At 37.9% G+C, this 17,084-nt stretch carries 14 protein-coding genes; 1 reads left to right on the forward strand and 13 read right to left on the reverse strand.

The genetic code is table 11. From position 1 onward, the window contains the following. Positions 1 to 163: 163 nt before the first annotated feature. From galE to BK120_RS12590, 10 genes are all read right to left on the reverse strand, one after another. Positions 164 to 1,213, reverse strand: a complete 1,050-nt coding sequence (gene galE, locus BK120_RS12545) for a UDP-glucose 4-epimerase GalE (RefSeq protein WP_076267848.1) — start codon at positions 1,211 to 1,213, stop codon at positions 164 to 166. Between the two features lie 123 nt (positions 1,214 to 1,336). Then, positions 1,337 to 3,646 (reverse strand): right-handed parallel beta-helix repeat-containing protein, encoded by a 2,310-nt coding sequence (locus BK120_RS12550; protein WP_076267849.1) that lies wholly within the window; start codon positions 3,644 to 3,646, stop codon positions 1,337 to 1,339. A gap of 49 nt (positions 3,647 to 3,695) precedes the next feature. Then, a complete protein-coding gene (locus BK120_RS12555; protein WP_076267850.1) occupies positions 3,696 to 5,276 on the reverse strand; it encodes a lipopolysaccharide biosynthesis protein in 1,581 nt (526 codons plus the stop codon). A gap of 53 nt (positions 5,277 to 5,329) precedes the next feature. Continuing rightward, positions 5,330 to 6,508, reverse strand: coding sequence for a glycoside hydrolase family 88 protein (locus BK120_RS12560; RefSeq protein WP_076267851.1), 1,179 nt, complete (start codon positions 6,506 to 6,508; stop codon positions 5,330 to 5,332). 23 nt (positions 6,509 to 6,531) lie between these two features. Next, positions 6,532 to 7,713 carry a glycosyltransferase gene (locus BK120_RS12565; RefSeq protein WP_076267852.1) on the reverse strand — a complete coding sequence of 394 codons (1,182 nt, stop codon included), beginning with the start codon at positions 7,711 to 7,713 and terminating at the stop codon, positions 6,532 to 6,534. An 11-nt stretch (positions 7,714 to 7,724) separates the two neighbouring features. Next, positions 7,725 to 8,918: a glycosyltransferase gene (locus BK120_RS12570; protein WP_076267853.1), complete on the reverse strand. Its 1,194-nt coding sequence runs from the start codon at positions 8,916 to 8,918 to the stop codon at positions 7,725 to 7,727. Positions 8,919 to 8,925: 7 nt separating this feature from the next. Beyond that, entirely contained in the window at positions 8,926 to 10,083 is a 1,158-nt protein-coding gene (locus tag BK120_RS12575) for a polysaccharide pyruvyl transferase family protein (RefSeq protein ID WP_076267854.1), read from the reverse strand. Continuing rightward, positions 10,080 to 11,132 (reverse strand): glycosyltransferase, encoded by a 1,053-nt coding sequence (locus tag BK120_RS12580; RefSeq protein ID WP_076267855.1) that lies wholly within the window; start codon positions 11,130 to 11,132, stop codon positions 10,080 to 10,082. The genes BK120_RS12575 and BK120_RS12580 overlap by 4 nt, the downstream gene beginning before the upstream one ends. After that, positions 11,129 to 12,349 (reverse strand): glycosyltransferase, encoded by a 1,221-nt coding sequence (locus tag BK120_RS12585; protein ID WP_076267856.1) that lies wholly within the window; start codon positions 12,347 to 12,349, stop codon positions 11,129 to 11,131. Before BK120_RS12585 ends, BK120_RS12580 begins: the two co-directional genes overlap by 4 nt. Positions 12,350 to 12,371: 22 nt before the next feature. Next, positions 12,372 to 13,568, reverse strand: coding sequence for a nucleotidyltransferase domain-containing protein (locus tag BK120_RS12590; protein ID WP_076267857.1), 1,197 nt, complete (start codon positions 13,566 to 13,568; stop codon positions 12,372 to 12,374). 208 nt (positions 13,569 to 13,776) lie between these two features. Between BK120_RS12590 and BK120_RS12595 the strand changes: the two genes are divergently transcribed. Beyond that, on the forward strand, positions 13,777 to 14,433 hold the full coding sequence (locus BK120_RS12595) for an acetyltransferase (RefSeq protein WP_076267858.1): 657 nt from the start codon (positions 13,777 to 13,779) through the stop codon (positions 14,431 to 14,433). An 8-nt stretch (positions 14,434 to 14,441) separates the two neighbouring features. On the opposite strand, the gene BK120_RS12600 is transcribed toward BK120_RS12595, so the two are convergent. The 3 genes from BK120_RS12600 to BK120_RS12610 all read right to left on the reverse strand — a co-directional run bounded on the left by BK120_RS12600 (position 14,442) and on the right by BK120_RS12610 (position 17,082). Beyond that, positions 14,442 to 15,578 (reverse strand): aminotransferase class I/II-fold pyridoxal phosphate-dependent enzyme, encoded by a 1,137-nt coding sequence (locus tag BK120_RS12600; protein WP_305953882.1) that lies wholly within the window; start codon positions 15,576 to 15,578, stop codon positions 14,442 to 14,444. 119 nt (positions 15,579 to 15,697) lie between these two features. Beyond that, positions 15,698 to 16,306, reverse strand: coding sequence for a sugar transferase (locus BK120_RS12605; protein ID WP_076267860.1), 609 nt, complete (start codon positions 16,304 to 16,306; stop codon positions 15,698 to 15,700). Between the two features lie 35 nt (positions 16,307 to 16,341). Next, positions 16,342 to 17,082, reverse strand: a complete 741-nt coding sequence (locus tag BK120_RS12610) for a glycosyltransferase family 32 protein (protein ID WP_076267861.1) — start codon at positions 17,080 to 17,082, stop codon at positions 16,342 to 16,344. Between the last annotated feature and the right edge of the window lie 2 nt (positions 17,083 to 17,084).

The following is a 17,084-nucleotide window of genomic DNA, read 5'->3' on the forward strand; positions in this document are numbered from 1 at the left end:
ACAAGTGCGCATACTGTCGCTTCATGTCTCACAAAAATGATAGATAATTACATTTTTTGTCGAATTTATTTAAGTAATGTTAAATGGAGCGATAAATAGGAAAGAGCTACCAACCGATATAGAAAACAGACCTAATTGTGTTTAATTATTTCACAGCTTTAAATTAAGATGTCAATTCTTTAATGGAATCTCTAGTGGTCTCTTCCTCATAACCATTTGGATTTAAATATTGCCAGCGCCATGAGTCTGCACACATCTCCTCTATCCCAAGTGTCGCAACCCAATTCAACTCCGCGTTTGCAAGCATCGTATTAGCATAACAAATGGCAATATCTCCTGGTCTACGATCTGTAAATGAATATGGAATACTTCGTCCCGATACCTTCTCGAATGCAGTAATCATCTCTAATACACTATACCCACGCCCAGTTCCGAGATTAAATATATCCACACCTGATTTGTTCATGATTTTTTCTAGTGCACATAAATGTCCTCTCGCAAGATCCACGACATGAATATAATCCCTTACGCCTGTGCCGTCTATGGTTGGATAATCATCTCCAAAAATATTAACTTTTTTAAGCCTGCCTACAGCTACCTGAGATATGTATGGCATAAGGTTATTTGGAATACCATTAGGATTCTCGCCAATTCTTCCACTTTTATGTGCACCAATTGGGTTAAAGTATCGTAAAATTGAAATCCCCCATTGCTCGTTAGACTCCGCTAAATCCTGCAAAATTTGTTCTAGCATGAGCTTTGTTCTTCCGTAAGGATTCGTTGCTCCAAGCGAAGAACTTTCTTCAATCGGCACATGTTCCGGTCGACCATATACCGTTGCAGAGGAGCTGAATACAAGCTTATGAACACCATACTTCTTCATAACCTCACACAGGATTAAGGTGCTAGTAATATTAGTGTGATAATAAGACAGTGGCAATTGCACAGATTCACCTACCGCCTTCAATCCTGCAAAGTGAATAACTGCATCAATAGTATGTCTGGTGAAAACACCTTCAAGACCGATTTGATCCATTAGATCCATTTGGTAAAATGTAAAGGCTTTGTTTGTAATTTCTGCAACTCTGTTTAATGAGATGTAGCTGCTATTAGACAAATTATCAACAATAACTACCTCATACCCTGCTTCAAGAAGTTCCACACATGTATGACTTCCAATATAACCTGCTCCACCCGTAATTAAGATAGCCATTTCATTGACCCCTCTCAGCCTTCATTATAAAAAACATATTTATTCTTTATTAAGAACATTATATGAAATAAAATCCCTGTATCTTGAAAAACTACAGGGATATATTTTCTTCTTTCACTTACGTTACACAGTACTTCCCAAATCCGAGATATCATCTAGCGAGATATATGGCGCAGTACCTGTCACGGTTACTCCTCTAAATACAGATTTCGTAATAATTGCAGATTTATTTTGTCTCAACCAATTAAAGTTGATTTTGCTATTATCAAAAAACGAATGAGAAATGACTGCTTTTTTGTTATTATCTGCTTTTCCAACTACAGCATTAATAAAAGTAGTTCCTGTTACAAGCGAATTTCCATCCATGACGAGTCCAAGATTTTGAAATAATCCATTTCTTAGTGTATTCTGTCTCATATATTTAGTATCACTTGAACCTAGCTGAATATCAGTACTACCTAAAAGAGGAGTTTTTGCACGAATAAATTCACTATTGCTGATATGGCAACCCTCAAACCTTGCAGAGCCTTCAATAAGAGTTAAGCCCTCTACAACTATTGGACGTCCTGCATAATCTTGTGGAACTAAAATAGATACATCGTAATTTTTCACTGTTACATCCTTGATAACAGCTCCAGCTGCTAGCAAATTAAAGTTCGGAGTTAACGAATTATCAGAACGCCAATCTCGTTCAACGGTTATATTGGATAGATAACATCTGCCATAATTGTATCTCCCCAAGTTAAAACCCGTAACACCGGCATCCTTAATAATTACTGGCACACCACCTAGCGATTCAGATACCTGAAACCCTAGTGATGTAACGTTAACGGTATAATACAGCTTATCAGTACTTATGCCTGTCGGAACCTTACCGGACCATTGCTCAAACGATACTTGTGCTCCGTTACCCATAAGATGCGGTGATTTAAACGTGAATGTGCCTGTAGCAACATCAACAGCAGGTGATCCAAAATAACCATACACGCTTGAACCATAAACTAAGCCGTTTTTTACCTGACAATTTTGAGCGACTGCTCCCCTTACATCCAGCAGTCTTAAATTTCCGTTTCGAATAACAGCTCCGTTAACAAAATTATCTCCCTGTACCCATAATTCACACCCATCAAATGAATTATTAATGTATTTGACATTTGCGAAATTCGGATTTGAGCTAACACCTCCAATATTAACGCCTTCAAAGGTATTTCCCTCTATCAAGAGATTTGTACCATCGGCATTAACTAGATGTCCACGTGCATTATTATAAATATAATTATCTTGTATAAATATGCGATAATTAAGCTCAAACCCATTAGGACGATCTGCTGTTTTATACGGAATATTGGTTTCACTATACATTGATTCGATATCGATTCCGAACATAGGCGGTGTACCGTTTCTAAAATTAGTTGTTACACCATCGTCATCAAAGCCAATATGATGAATCTTATTTCTGTAAATATGAGTATCATTTGAAGCACAGATAGAAATTCCTTGTCTTCTGCAATGATGGATATGACAGTCATGAATAAGAACATTTTGACCCATCTGTTCCTGGGTATATAAGGTAGGATCAAGCTGATATTTCTCATAACCCGTTAAAATTCCATCGCCTGTACAATTTGAAATCTCCATATTGCTTATTTCTATATTATTAGATCCAAACGACCCGATTCCGTACCCGCTTTCATGCGTATAAAATGAATTATCAACCTTAGCCCGAATATCCGCAATTTGACTATCGGTTAGAGGAGCTGTAATGGGGATCGCAAAAATCATTTTATTATTTTTACTTAAATCCTTATCCTCATTAAGAAACCAGCCTCTTCCTCCTGAGCTGGCCGGTGCAAAAACACCATTCGTTCGTGAGCCAGTAAGTGTTATTTTAGATACGGTATCTTTATATTGATAGAATTGATAGCCTGTAGCATTTACACCCGCAATGCTCCATAGTCTAAAGCTTGCAAGAAGTCCGGGGTTTGCATAACGGTCAATCACCTCGCTGCGAATCCAGTTGGGGTCATTGTTTAGCGTTCCGTCAGCGTTTATACCTCCCCTAACAAACTTTACAAAAATCTCATATACGTGGTTTTTCTTATCGCCTACTAGTTTACCACCTGAAATCTTTGCATTATTAATTCCTCTCATTTCGACAATCGTATAACTTGGAGAAGAATTTCCCTCGAGCATTATTACACAGCCTTGCTCAAGCTCTAAATGAATACCGCTCAACATGTTAATAGCTACGAGAGTACTTGGATCCATTCTTACAATATAATTTCCACTTGGTAGAATAACATGTACAAATCCTTGAGATTTAGCCCAACTAATAGCATCATTTATTCCTTTTGTAGTCTCAACTGCATTTATGCCTAAGTTGCTAATAGCAAAACGGTCTAGTTCTATTCGATAAGAGCCTTGTTGACTCATAGAACTCACCTTCCTTTTACACTATCTTATGTAGCTTATTCGTAAAAGGTTACTTATTTCCACCAGCCTCTATACCATGACGTCGCTTTTCTGCCCTTCTGAATATTGCACTTATGTTTGGTAGTTTGATTAATAGATTTTTAAAAATACCGAGTAAATATTTGAATTGCTCTGTTCTATGGAATACGATAATATAAATCCCGTTTACTAGAATGAGGCAGATTATGCCTTTAAGCAGTAACCATAGTACGTTGGATGTCGGAAGAAAATAATTGATTCCACCAACAATGATACATGCAACAATTCCAATAGCAGTGTAGAGCATGTAACTCATAAAATAGTGCGCTACAGGCTGACGAAATACCTTACGATAAACAAGCAATGGTGTATACCAAAAAGGAACCGCTAATCCGCTAACCAATGTCCCAATGAATATACCGGCAATACCCAAATATTGTACAAGAATCAGTGATAAACCAAGATTGACCGCAGCCTGAAATAACGGAGCAAATCGGTCCTCATGAAAAATACCGGCTGTCGTTTTCACTGCGCTTAAAGAGTTCCGCATGCCTCTTTCATAAAATGATAGGACCAATATCAGCAGTACTACATTCGTCATTTTATACTCTTCGCCTATCCAAATGTCGATCAGCGGCTCAATTAATAAATATAAACCAATTGATAAGAGTGAATATAACCAAAAGTTAAGAAGATATGTAACCTTGAATATTCGAAAAACAGCATCGGGACTTTCTTTCGCAACCAAATTACCTAAACTATGATACATATTAGCAAATATCTGATTAAGGAATGTTCGACAAATATCAATAAGCATTTTGTAATTTGAATACAGACCTACCGCTGCGATACTGACAAAAGAAGAGATAAGAATGCTGTCTACTCCAAAAATAAAGTAGTTCCCGACATTTTGGAGAATGATCGCTTTCATATTTTTAATGAAATTGGCTTTCGTTTCGGGATCCAGCTTGCTCTTTACCTTTTCCTTTAAGTATGGATATAATTTATCTACAATTAAGACCAGAATAATGGATGTTATAATGGAAAGAGCGCTCTCTACAGCAAGATATAAAATATAATTCTCCGTGTAGTATAAAATTGCTATTTTCATGCAGGTAGAGATAATCGCCGAAATTGAAAATACAGCTGTTACGATGTAGTTTTTCTGATTTACATTAAGAAAAGAGTGTTTATAAACAAACAAATAGGGAGCAGCTGTATTGATAAGAAAAAGTATATATATCAAATTGAGGTTTTCAACACTCGTTTCTTTGATGAAGAGATCCAAGAAAGGCATAACCCCTAAACCGAGAACTAGTACTACACCTGCTATGACCAGATATGCTTTTTTGTATAACTCCATTAAGGCTAATATTTTGGGCCTATCATTATCGGCAACAGGTTTATAGAGATTATATATAATACTTGAGCCGATTCCAGCCTCTGCCAATGTAAGCATGGCAAGAATGCTGGTAAATAACCCATTAATTCCTAGGTATTCCATACCTAAGCTGTTAATGAAAACCGTCCTGGATATAAAACTCAATACCGTTATAATGAGCTGGTTGCCTAGCCCGACTGAAATATTCAATAATGAACTTTTTACCCTCATGCGAAGCTCCTATCTGACAAATCCCATTGTTACTGTTCTCATTGCTCTTCAGTCTATATTACTCTCTTGTTATAATTTACAATTCGAATACAGAAACCTTGAGTAAAAGGCAAAATATTAAATAACATAGAGTACACGCCAATATCCTTTGTGTCCCCTTGTGAGAAATCAACTGCACCGTTTCTTCTTGTTACCTTCATTAAGTATTGGATTGCTCTCTCTGCTCCTGCTGAGCATTCTTCAGAAAGTTCTTCAATCTGAGATGCCTGAAGCAAAAACCAGCCTAATGTTGCTGTAGTAGATGAATCTGCTCTTGTTTCATTCCGTGTTACCGTCCAGTTCCAATTTCCTTCCGGCCTTTGAAAAACAAGAATGGCCCGCGCGAATTTTTTTACAAACCGTTCTAGCTTCGCCTTTGAATCATGTGCTTCCGGTAATTCACTCCAAGCATCACAAAGACCAATTGCTAGCCACCCTAGCCCGCGTCCCCAGCCAAATAAACCGAGTGGTAATGCATTTCCCATGTGGTATGCATGACTTGGAATAAAATGATCGTCAAGCATACCGTACCTTTCATATTGCTCCAACTGCTTGACTGCTAACTGTACACATTCCTGTTTGTTGTACCTTATTCCATAGGTAACAAGAAACGGACAGATAAAACCTATCGTATCGACATATCGATAATTTTTCATAAATTTCCGATATTGAACCGTTCCATCTTCTCCGATATGTGATTGTATAAGTTCCCAAGTACTGTCAAAAGCCGGCTTGAATTTTTGGGTGTCTATACCTTCTAGCTTCATAACTCCGTAAGCAAGAATGGCAGAGTCGATGTAGGAAGGAGGTTCCCTCCATTGACCATTCTCGTCGAATTTTGTCTTTAGAAATTGTTTGATATTTGTTTCAAGCTCTTTATCTGTACCATTCTTCAAGCACTCGGATAATCCTAATAACAAAGATGCTTCCTGCCAATGCTGAATAACACTCTTAGAATAATTACCTTTCAACATGTCGATTGCTACCAATCTAACATTATCAGTTACTTTAATTTTTGGTGTATGATTAAGCCAATTAACGCCAATATGCGTAATGGATTGATTCCATTCTTGTTTATTTCTATATCTTCCGATATGTATTCTGCTCAACCAATCCCTGCTAATTGGCATAATATCAATAAATATTATAATACCGATTAGCCCCAATAAAATAACAGCTAGAATCTCTAGCATCTTATTCGCTCCTTCACAAACAATTATATCAACGCATATAGCTTTTCAATTTCCAGCTCTGTTCCGAAATTTTCCTTTGAAAGCTGGTTTGAGAAGAATTGTCTTAGACTTTCATTTTCTATCAGCTGCTGAATCCCTTCAGATAGCGCTTCTGAATTCATGTCAACAATTAATCCATTTTGGTTATGTACAATTTGATCTTTTGCTGTACTGAAATTAGTAAGAATAATCGGTTTATGCAAAATCTTTGCTTCGTCAATAGCTATCGATTTCCCCTCAAACCGTGATGGTTGAACATAAATATCTGCCTCTTTGATATAAGGATATGGATTTTCTTTAATCCCTACTAAATGGAAGTGGTCAGTGAGCTGATGCATATTTATCAGTTGCTCCAACTTACCCCGTTCTTCCCCTTCCCCTATTACATACCAGTTTACGTTATACCCTTTAGCCACTAAGATCCTACATGCATCTATTGCCATTTCAAAACCCTTCTGGTAATTCAATCGTCCGATTGAAACTATAGAAATTCCTTTGTTTAGATTTAATTCGGTCATTTCCTCTGACATTTCATGAATCAGTGTAGGCGATACGATGTTATGAACGACTCTAATTTTTTCTATAAACTGTGGAAAGCGTTGTATCAATACTTCTCCACATCCTTCCGAGACCGTGATTAGATGATCTAATTGCTCAAAGTATGGGGCATCTAAAGACGGATCCATCCGCAGCTTGTCGTAATCATTATGAATAAATCCAATTTTTTTTGTTGCGTTTGCTTTCTCAATACTGAAATAAATAGGATCCTTCTCAAGAAAACCTATTGCAGCATCATACCTTTTATGGAGCACCGGCAGCGCTTTAGATAAATATTTCCAAACTCTTTGCTCAAGTTTTGCTGGATTCTTTTCTGTATAAAAAATGTATCCTGCTTTCAATCTTGCTATCGCTAACCCGATTTTTCCGTTCTTCAAACAATCAATGACTGCCAGTTTCATAGACATATCAAAATATCGGTACTGAACAGGCTCTTCTAACAATTTCACAGAGCTTGGAATCTTATTTAAAAATATTCCTTCGTGCTTGAACAAATAGAGATCCACATCAAATCTCGAATAATCGATTGTTTGTAATAACGAGAGAAGCGACTTCTCGGCACCGCCGCAATTTAAATTATTCATTACAAATAGAATTTTAATTTTCAAGGCATATCCACCTATTCGAGAATTTTATACAATTTATGAATTTCATCTTCCGTCCCTAAATGAAGACTCGATAAATATTTTGTCATCCTAGTACGAGTCTCTTGATCCTCTATCAACTTAGAAATCCCAACTGCTATGGCATCGACATCCAAATCAACGATTAATCCCTCAACGCCATCTTTAATTTGGTCCTTAGCTGTACTGAAATTAGTTATGACGATAGGTTTATTCAATATTTTCGCCTCATCGATTGCAATTGCTTTTCCTTCAAACCATGAGGTTTGTACATATATATCCGCCTGTTTAATATAAGGGTATGGGTTTACCTTCAGACCAAGCAGTTTAATATTATTATCCAATCCTTCACTTGTAATAAGGGCGGATAATTTTTCCCTTTCTTCACCTTCGCCGATTATATTCCACTGGAATTTGTAACCCTTGTCCAATAGAATCCTGCAGGCTTTAATCGACAACTCAAATCCTTTCTGAGCATGCAATCGACCAATAGATAAAATAACTAGCTCATCACTCTTACGATCATAAACATCCTTCTCAACCAAATCAGCGAGCTGATTAATGATCTTCGGAGAGACAATATTATGAATAACTTCAATTTTTGAATGTTGATCGGGAAATCTTTGTTTTAAAATATGGCCGCATTCTTCAGAAACGGTTACAATATGATCCATCTTTGCGAAATACCCCTGATCAAAATAAGGATTCATCCCCAGCTTGTCGTAATCATTATGAACCCATCCTATCTTTTTGGCGGCATTAACCTTCTCCGCACAAAAATAAATAGAGGTTTTTTCTAAAAACCCAATAGCTACATCATATTTCTTCTCTACTAAATCAATGGAACGAGCAATATACTTCCATCCTTCTTGCTCGTTAATACTAACGCTTTTAGACATCCTACTTTTGTAACTGAACATGAATCGACTATAGGCCAGCTTTGCATTTCTTCTAACCAAAAACTGGGATACCGAAGGTAAAAGAGGCTTAATAAAACGATAATAACTTTCAGACAAAGGCAGAACCTGAACATTCTCGGGCACTAAATCCATAAATATGCCTTTATGACTAAACAAAAATAAATCGACGTTATATTGATTGAAGTCAATTTGAGTAATTAAATTAATTAAGCTTCGTTCCGCACCACCAGCTGAAAGACTTGGAATGACAAACAATATATTTTTTTTCATACCCACCTCATGTTAGACCACATAAATAATCTACCGCTTTATAAGACATTTTCTGAATGTTTGGAATTACCTGTTTGAGCTTCTGTATCAGCTCTGCCTCTTCTTGGACCATTTCATCGAATTTCTCAATTAATAGAACACTATTTGATAATTCTTCGATACCAAGCACCAGCTTTTCTTCGCCAAAAATATCTCTTGCTATTCCTTTGGACTTCACGCTGTATCCAAGTACCATCGTCGGAACGTAGTTGGAGTAGGCAGCAATGGTAGCGTGTGTACGTGCACCAACAAAAAATCTCATTCTAGCGATATAACCTTTATATTGAATTGCTGTTAAATGATCTGGCAAAAGAATAATTCTACCTGTATGCTTGTAAGTTTCATAATAGCCTTTTAACACCTCATAATCATTGTTCCCATTTATAATAACGTGCGGAGTTAAGGCAATCGTCATATCGGTTTTACTCAATATATGCCGTATCAGCTCGTCGATCGCAGCCTGCGATTGTTTATTCCGTTTCCATACCAACGGACTAAAATTAATTCCAACTGTGTTTCCTTCCTGCCACCCTTTTGGCAAATCCAACTCTTCTTTTTCCATAGTGAATGCAGGATCTGCACACAGCTTTACGTTCTTAAGGCCTTTACCGATTAGCATATTGTAGGTCAATGACTCACGAGATAAAATTAGATCAAAGAGCTTTAAATCCTCCAACTTTCTTTCCGTCATATCTTCTTCTCCGATCGAACATCCCCACAATACAAGTTTTTTCCCTTGTTGTTTTACTCTCCTGTCAATTTCATACCATCCTGGCTGCTCACCATAGCAATAATTGTCTCCACCTATAGACATGCAAACATCCATATTTTCAATATTTTTTATAATATTGTTATGGATTTTCCCGAGCGCATAAGATTCATCCTGATAAAGTTTTACCTTTAGTGAAGATAGGAACCAATCATACGAGTATTTTTTTATTTCAAGTTTAGAACCATCATAAATACCATCCAACTTGGCTATAATTTGATCGGTTTCCGGATTATTAGATGCTAGATACACCTTAGCGTCCTTTATCCTCTCCTTTAAAATAGCTGTTGAAGATCGAACGATCGCTTCACATCCTCGATTAAGACTGCCATCATGAGCAAACATCATTATTTTCATATTGTTATCCCCCTTACTTTTCTATTTCGGTATCTGCTGTACGCCGTTATTAAATAAATGCCTAGCAATGACTTTTGATCAATAAGATACAATAATGCTTTTTGATATTTCCCTAATTCTTCGTTCATTTCTTTGGAATAGATCGGCAAAGCTTCCCTGACATCATGGTGCAATATCATCCTTTTAACATAATGTGTCTTGTCTTTAAATGGCATATTTGCCGAGGGTTCAAGATAAATATGTATGTAAGCCAATACGCTATGGATTAGTTTAATGGCTTTAAATTGTTGAATATTTACTTCACTAATTAAATTCGAATAACATAAAGGAAGCTCAGATTTATATACCTCAATAGCACGTTGAAAATAATCCTTTTTGGATACATTTCTGGTTGCACTCTCTTTTGTCTCACGATAATGGTATCCGGTGTAATCAATATATTTCAGTTTCTTTGCATGACTAAAGAAAAAAATATTAAACATTCCGTCCTCTCCAAGAGCAACGTTGGCAGGGAAAACAATTTCATGCTCCTGAATGAGCAATTTTCGATAAATTTTGTTGCATGCTGTATTTAATTGATCACTCTTCAAGAAGAAGGGTAATATTTGTTTTTGAATCTCGCCCTCGGTTAGGACAACTTCACTAGGGAAAGGATAGCTCGTAATAATATAATGACCATCAAGCTCACTTTCATAGTTTGAAATTACAACATCACAATCCCCTGATACTGCTGCTGCATAAAGAATCTGATACATTTCCGGCTCAACATCATCGTCTGCATCAACAAAACCAACATATTCCCCTACTGCAGCAGCTAGCCCTTCATTTCTAGCAATGCTGACACCCTTATTATCCTGATTAATAAGAATAATCTGTCGATTATGTTTCTGATACTCTTCAATGATTTCCTTGCTATTATCCGTAGAGCCATCATTTACAAAAATAAGCTCATAATCTTGTATAGTCTGGTTTAAAAGAGACTCCATGCAGCGTTTAATATAAGGCTCAGCATTATAGACTGGAATGATCACACTTAGCTTTATACTCACCTCGCGATACTCCTCTCTTTCGGTTGAAACAAGCTATAAAGCTTATCAAGCTCATGACGATTTCCATAGTCGACTTCTGCACATTTCTTTGACAAGCGCTCCCTAAGCTCTTGATCTCGATAAAGTTTTAGTATTCCATTCGCAATCCCATCGACGGATAATTCGGAAATAACTCCATCAACCTCATGGCTTACTTGGCTGTTTGCGGTAGCGTAATTCGTTATGATGATTGGTTTTCCCAATATCTTTGCTTCCGTAACAGTGACTGCTTTCCCTTCGTATCTGGAAGGCTGAACATATATGTCGCAAGCTTCGATAAAAGGGTATGGATTTATTTGCTTACCTAGCAAAATAAACCGATCTTCCAGTTTATATTCCGCTATCAAGTTTTGAATAATCACTTCATCTCCGCCGTAGCCAACAATATACCAGACAATATCATCATATCCTTGGTCGGTAAGAAGCTTGAAGGCTTTAACTGCATTATCAATTCCTTTGGCGTGAGACAATCTGCCTACTGTGAGAAGCTTAAATCGTTTATCCGAAATCATTGGATTACTTGGCAGTTTCTCTAATGCCATGCTTCTGATGAATTCAGGCGACATAATATTCTCGATTACTATCGTTTTATTTTTTAAAGTAGGATACTTCTCTAAAAATGAATCTCTGCAGGCATCGGAAACTGCGATAATGTGGTCAAATTTATTCCACATTTTCAAATCCATATTGCTTATGGTATGGACAGTAGAAAAGTCAGTATGTATCCATGCAAATTTTCTGTTGGCTTTAACTTTTTCTGCTACAAAATAGTGCGGCCATAAATAGCTAATCGCTATATCATATTCAGGTGTCAGCTTAGGAAGAAACGGCAGGGCATACTTCCACATTAGCTGTTGCTGAATATATCCCGATTCGGGTATTCTCTTTATAATTCCAATTATGCGCGCATGAATTTTTGATAGGAGGCGAGCAATTCCTAAATGCAGCTGCTTCGATTTCAATAGGCTCCCAATACCTTTTCGGAAAGAAGCATATTGCGGAATCTCTTCAAGAAGATTTGCTCTATCATTTAGAAGCGACATAAAATCTCCCTTATGCCGATACAGCATCAATTCGACATTAAAATAGTCATATTGAAACTCATCCAGCATACCGGCAAGGCTTCGTTCTACCCCCCCAACCTCCATATCATAGGAAGCAATTAGCACGTTTTTCATCGTTATCCCCTAACTTAAAAAATCACATTTTATACGTTGTAGATTTTTTTTTGGTTTTCCTCCATACCCACAAAAATGGACGAAGAGGAAAGTACAAGAAATGAAGTTTCTTAGGAAGAGGTAACGTTTCGACGTCTTCCGGATAAGGAAATAGAAAACTTGCAATAAACTGTATTTTTTGTGGAATTGTCAGTATGGCAAAAAGATATCGTTCATGATAGCTTCTAATTTCTTCTGGAATCGGCGGGGAATGTAGATTAACCAGCCGATTAATATAAAACATAGCATCCTCCGCGAGCCAATATGCCTTCCTTCCTGCAAGAAGAGGCTTCATTTCATCGCGAAGAGGCGAAGATAATAAACGTGCTGCGAGTAATATTGCCTGCCCACCAATATGGGAATAGTTATGCTTGGAAAGCAGCCGGTTCAACTTTGGCCAATCAAGCTTCTGATTAACTAGCTGTTTAATATCTAGCAGCCAGCGAAGTCTAGACCAACCATGACGAGCACCATGAGAAACAAGAAACATAAAGAGGTCTTCTCTTCCTAAATAATAAATCGGACGGCTAATTAAAGCGCTTTTTCGCTTACGGCTCCATAGATCATTAAAACTTGGCTCCTTAGAAGGAGCTGGGTTCAATCTCCAGTGCAATTCTACCTTTATACCTTTTTCGGGATGCACGAAAGTAGTATGATGATGTCTCCATTTCCAATCATTTAACACCGAAACAATATATTCATCCTTCTCATACCCAAGGAACACCAGAAGTGCTTCTGCCTGATCAAGTTCTTTGAGTGGTATAAGGAGATCGAGGTCACAAGAGGTACGCAGCGATACGTCTCCATATAAATCCGCAGCAATAACCGGCCCCTTTAAAAACAGCGAACGTAGGCCACGTTCAGAAAATTCCTTTGCAAGTTGTTCCATCTCTCCACTGAGCGTAAGCATCTGCAAGGTATTCCGATAATAGTCACGCTGAAACATTTGGGTAACAAACACCGGGATTTCTGCTGATTTCAGATGCTGAAGCTTGCGATTGATAGTTGGAAACACCCGATGATGCCTAACAAGCTCGATAAACCGGTCCCAATCCGCATTTCGCAGCAGCTCCTGATAATCGAAGGACTGATCCGCTTCATCGTCTGACGAAAGAAAAGCGAGCATTAATCGTAATTCGTCAGACAGTTCTTCATTATGGAGAGTAACGTTGTTATTCATGAATATCTCCTTCTAACTGATTAGCCAATAACGAACAATAATTTAAATATTGTTCTATAAAACGAACATAGATACAGATTATCACCTAGCCTAATATCTGTCAATAAACATTCCATACATTCACTAATCTTTTAGAAAATAACGACTTAATCTGCTAGAATGGAAGAGTTAAATGTTTAGACTTAACAAATAGGGAGGTTGAAAGCTAGTGCAAAATATTATCGTGTATGGTGCTGGCGGTCATGCAAAAGCCGTAATCGATACAATTGAGAGAGAAGGTCTGTATCAAATTGTTGGCTTATTGGATGGATTCAAGCCAGTTGGTTCAATTGTTTACGGTTATGAAGTTTTAGGAGATGAAAACTGGCTAGCAGCAAACCTTGATATCATAAGCTATGGTTTCGTTGCTATTGGAGATAGTTGGCGGCGTTCTACTATTGCAAAGAACATCTCACATATTCATCCTCAATTTAAATTTATTAAAGCTATTCACCCGACTGCCTCTATTGCAAGAGGCGTTAAGATCGGAGATGGAACAATCGTTATGGCTGGCTGCGTTGTTAATAGCGATACAACAATAGGCGAACATTGCGTATTATATTCTCAATCGACGGTAGACCATGATTCCACTCTCGGGAACTGCGTGACCTTAGCCCCTAAAGCAGGTACTGGTGGAAATGTAACCATTGGCGATTACTCCGTCATTTCTTTAGGTGCAAATATTGTGCATAGTATTACGATCGGTGAGCATACCGTTATTGGAGCCGGGTCGACCGTATTAACCGATATCCCTTCCTATAAGGTCGCATACGGAACACCTGCCAAATCGATCCGATCAAGAGAAACTGGTGAACGTTATCTTTAATCATTTGTTTAAGCCGATTGAATGCTCTTTTCCTCTGCTCTATCGAAAACATCATTCATACAATCAATTACTCTTACTTGATCAATTAGTGTCATGCTTGAACCGGAGGGCAAACAAATACCACGCATAAATAACTGCTCACAAATAGATTCATCGCCTGCGTGAGCATAAAATCGGCAGTTTTCAAACAGCGGTTGCAAATGCAGAGGTTTCCATAGCGGACGCGCTTCTATATTAGCTGCTGTAAGTGCATACAGAAGCTCAGAAATTGTCGTGTTTGTCTCCATTTCATCCAGTACTAAAGTAGTAAGCCAGCGATTGGATTTGGTATTCATTAATTCAGGCATAAAGCTAATGCCGCTACGGTCCGAGAATGCACCCACGTAGTTCTCGAATACCGTTCTTCTCGCTGCTACTCGATCATCCAGTACCTCTAATTGAGCTCTGCCTACACCTGCTAATAAATTACTCATTCGATAGTTAAAACCCATGCTGCTATGTTGATAATGTGCGGCAGTATCCCTTGCTTGCGTAGCTAAAAAACGAGCCTTTTTTAAAAGCTCCACATCGTCTGATACGAGCATGCCGCCTCCCGATGTCGTTATAATTTTATTTCCATTAAATGAATAGATGCCAAACTTTCCAAAGGAACCGCTTTGCTTGCCTTTATATGTGGAGCCTAGCGATTCCGCAGCGTCCTCAACTAGAGGAACTTCATACTGTTCACATAATGAAATAATCTCATCCATCTTTGATACTTGACCGTATAAGTGAACAACAATAACTGCTTTCGGCAGCTTGCCTTTATGATTCGCATCTTCAAGTGCCTGCTGCAACGCTATTGGTGACATGTTCCATGTATCTGGCTCAGAATCAATGAATACGGGCTCAGCTCCGCAATAGCGAATCGGATTAGCACTTGCGACAAACGTGAAGCTTGAACAAAATACAATGTCTCCTGCACCTACACCAAGCAGTTGTAATGATAGATGTATTGCCGCCGTGCCCGAACTCACTGCTACCGCGTCTGCAGTACCTGCGTAAGCTGCTAACTGCTTCTCAAAAGCATCAATATTGGGGCCAAGCGGAGCAATCCAATTCGACTCAAATGCATCATCGATATAACTTTTCTCCTTCCCGCTCATATGAGGAGGGGATAAATAAATCTTTTTCAATTCATTCGCTGACACGTTGCCACACATCCTTTTTTAGTATTTCAAAATAAAAAACCACCTCTCGAGCGTATAAAGCTTGAGAAATGGTTTTATCCTTCACTATTTGTTGTCGTTCCTTGAAAAACAGGCATGGTTACATAATTACCATTTGATACACCTTCGGATTTAATGACCTTCTTAACTGTAAGCAGCAATATCTTTAAGTCTAATTTAAAACTTTGATTTTCCACATACCACACATCATACTCAAATCTTTCTTCCCACGAGACTGCATTTCTACCATGAATTTGAGCCCAGCCTGTAATTCCAGGCCTAACAAGATGGCGCTTAGCTTGTTTTTCGTTATAAAGAGGCAAGTACTCCATAAGAAGCGGACGCGGACCAATCAAGCTTAAATCTCCTTTGATTACATTGATAAGCTGCAGAAGCTCGTCAAGACTAAATTTGCGCATAAATACCCCAAAAGCCGTCAGCCTTAAATGATCAGGCAACAGCTGGCCTAAACTGTCTTTCTCCGATGTCATTGTTCGAAATTTATATACTAAAAAAGGAACGCCATGCAAACCTGGACGCTGCTGCTTGAATAAAATTGGTGAACCAAGCTTAAATCGTACCAACACCGCAGTAATAGCGATTATAGGTGATAAAGCAATTAATAAAAGACAAGAAATAATAAAATCAAACAATCGTTTTGGCATATGTATGGACTCCTGTATTTCATTCTAAATACTCGTTACCGCGAAGATAGCAGCTGTCTCATTTTTGAAATCATTTTTGGGCCAACAAATCGGCTCACAATTCTTTTAACTTCTCCTCTCATACGAACATGAGCAGGAAGCCATGATTGTGCAAAGTGATGAATGGTATGACTGTCATTTGTTATGTAGTTCCCACCGTTAATATAATCATAAGGGCTAAAGTATGTACGGGGATAAAAGGTAACGCCGTTGCTCAACACCTGATACTCACCATTTAACTTCAAATCATGTTTCCTGCAAATTTCAGAAATGACTGCTGTATTGGTAGTCAAATCTAACGAACCATCTGGAAGCAAAAAGCTTCGACTATCGTAATTTTTCAGCAGCTCACGAATCCAAATATGTCCTTTCTCAGCACCCATCGTACCGGATTGTAGAAATTTCTCATCTTCGAATCCAGAGAAGGCCTCGTGATATAGAAAAGTATTTAAGGGTTTTATAACTTCCACATCCGTATCCAAGTAAATACCGCCGTACTTATGAAGAGCATACAGGCGAACATAGTCACTTACAAAAGCATATTTTTTAGCCTCGTATGCTTCTTTTACATATCGATTAGTAGAAATATCAAAATTGTCTTCATTCCATTCCATTACTTGATAATCACCTAAATGTTTCTGCCAGCTTCTCATGCACTTGACAATCTTCTTTGGCTTCTCTCCTCGCCCGAACCAGCAATAATGGACAATTCGTGGTATCTTAATTATTTCGTTCATTT

The sequence above is a fragment of the Paenibacillus sp. FSL A5-0031 genome (assembly GCF_001956295.1).
In the GTDB taxonomy this organism is placed as follows: Bacteria; Bacillota; Bacilli; order Paenibacillales; family Paenibacillaceae; genus Pristimantibacillus.

Bases quoted from the DNA above. Each gene is read 5' to 3' on its own strand.
- BK120_RS12570 (WP_076267853.1), bottom strand. From the start codon at position 8,918: ATGAAAAAAAATATATTGTTTGTCATTCCAAGTCTTTCAGCTGGTGGT.
- BK120_RS12560 (WP_076267851.1), bottom strand. From the start codon at position 6,508: ATGCTAGAGATTCTAGCTGTTATTTTATTGGGGCTAATCGGTATTATA.
- BK120_RS12610 (WP_076267861.1), bottom strand. From the start codon at position 17,082: ATGAACGAAATAATTAAGATACCACGAATTGTCCATTATTGCTGGTTC.
- BK120_RS12600 (WP_305953882.1), bottom strand. From the start codon at position 15,578: ATGAGCGGGAAGGAGAAAAGTTATATCGATGATGCATTTGAGTCGAAT.
- BK120_RS12605 (WP_076267860.1), bottom strand. From the start codon at position 16,306: ATGCCAAAACGATTGTTTGATTTTATTATTTCTTGTCTTTTATTAATT.
- BK120_RS12555 (WP_076267850.1), bottom strand. From the start codon at position 5,276: ATGAGGGTAAAAAGTTCATTATTGAATATTTCAGTCGGGCTAGGCAAC.
- BK120_RS12575 (WP_076267854.1), bottom strand. From the start codon at position 10,083: ATGAAAATAATGATGTTTGCTCATGATGGCAGTCTTAATCGAGGATGT.
- BK120_RS12590 (WP_076267857.1), bottom strand. From the start codon at position 13,568: ATGAATAACAACGTTACTCTCCATAATGAAGAACTGTCTGACGAATTA.
- BK120_RS12585 (WP_076267856.1), bottom strand. From the start codon at position 12,349: ATGAAAAACGTGCTAATTGCTTCCTATGATATGGAGGTTGGGGGGGTA.
- galE (WP_076267848.1), bottom strand. From the start codon at position 1,213: ATGGCTATCTTAATTACGGGTGGAGCAGGTTATATTGGAAGTCATACA.
- BK120_RS12550 (WP_076267849.1), bottom strand. From the start codon at position 3,646: ATGAGTCAACAAGGCTCTTATCGAATAGAACTAGACCGTTTTGCTATT.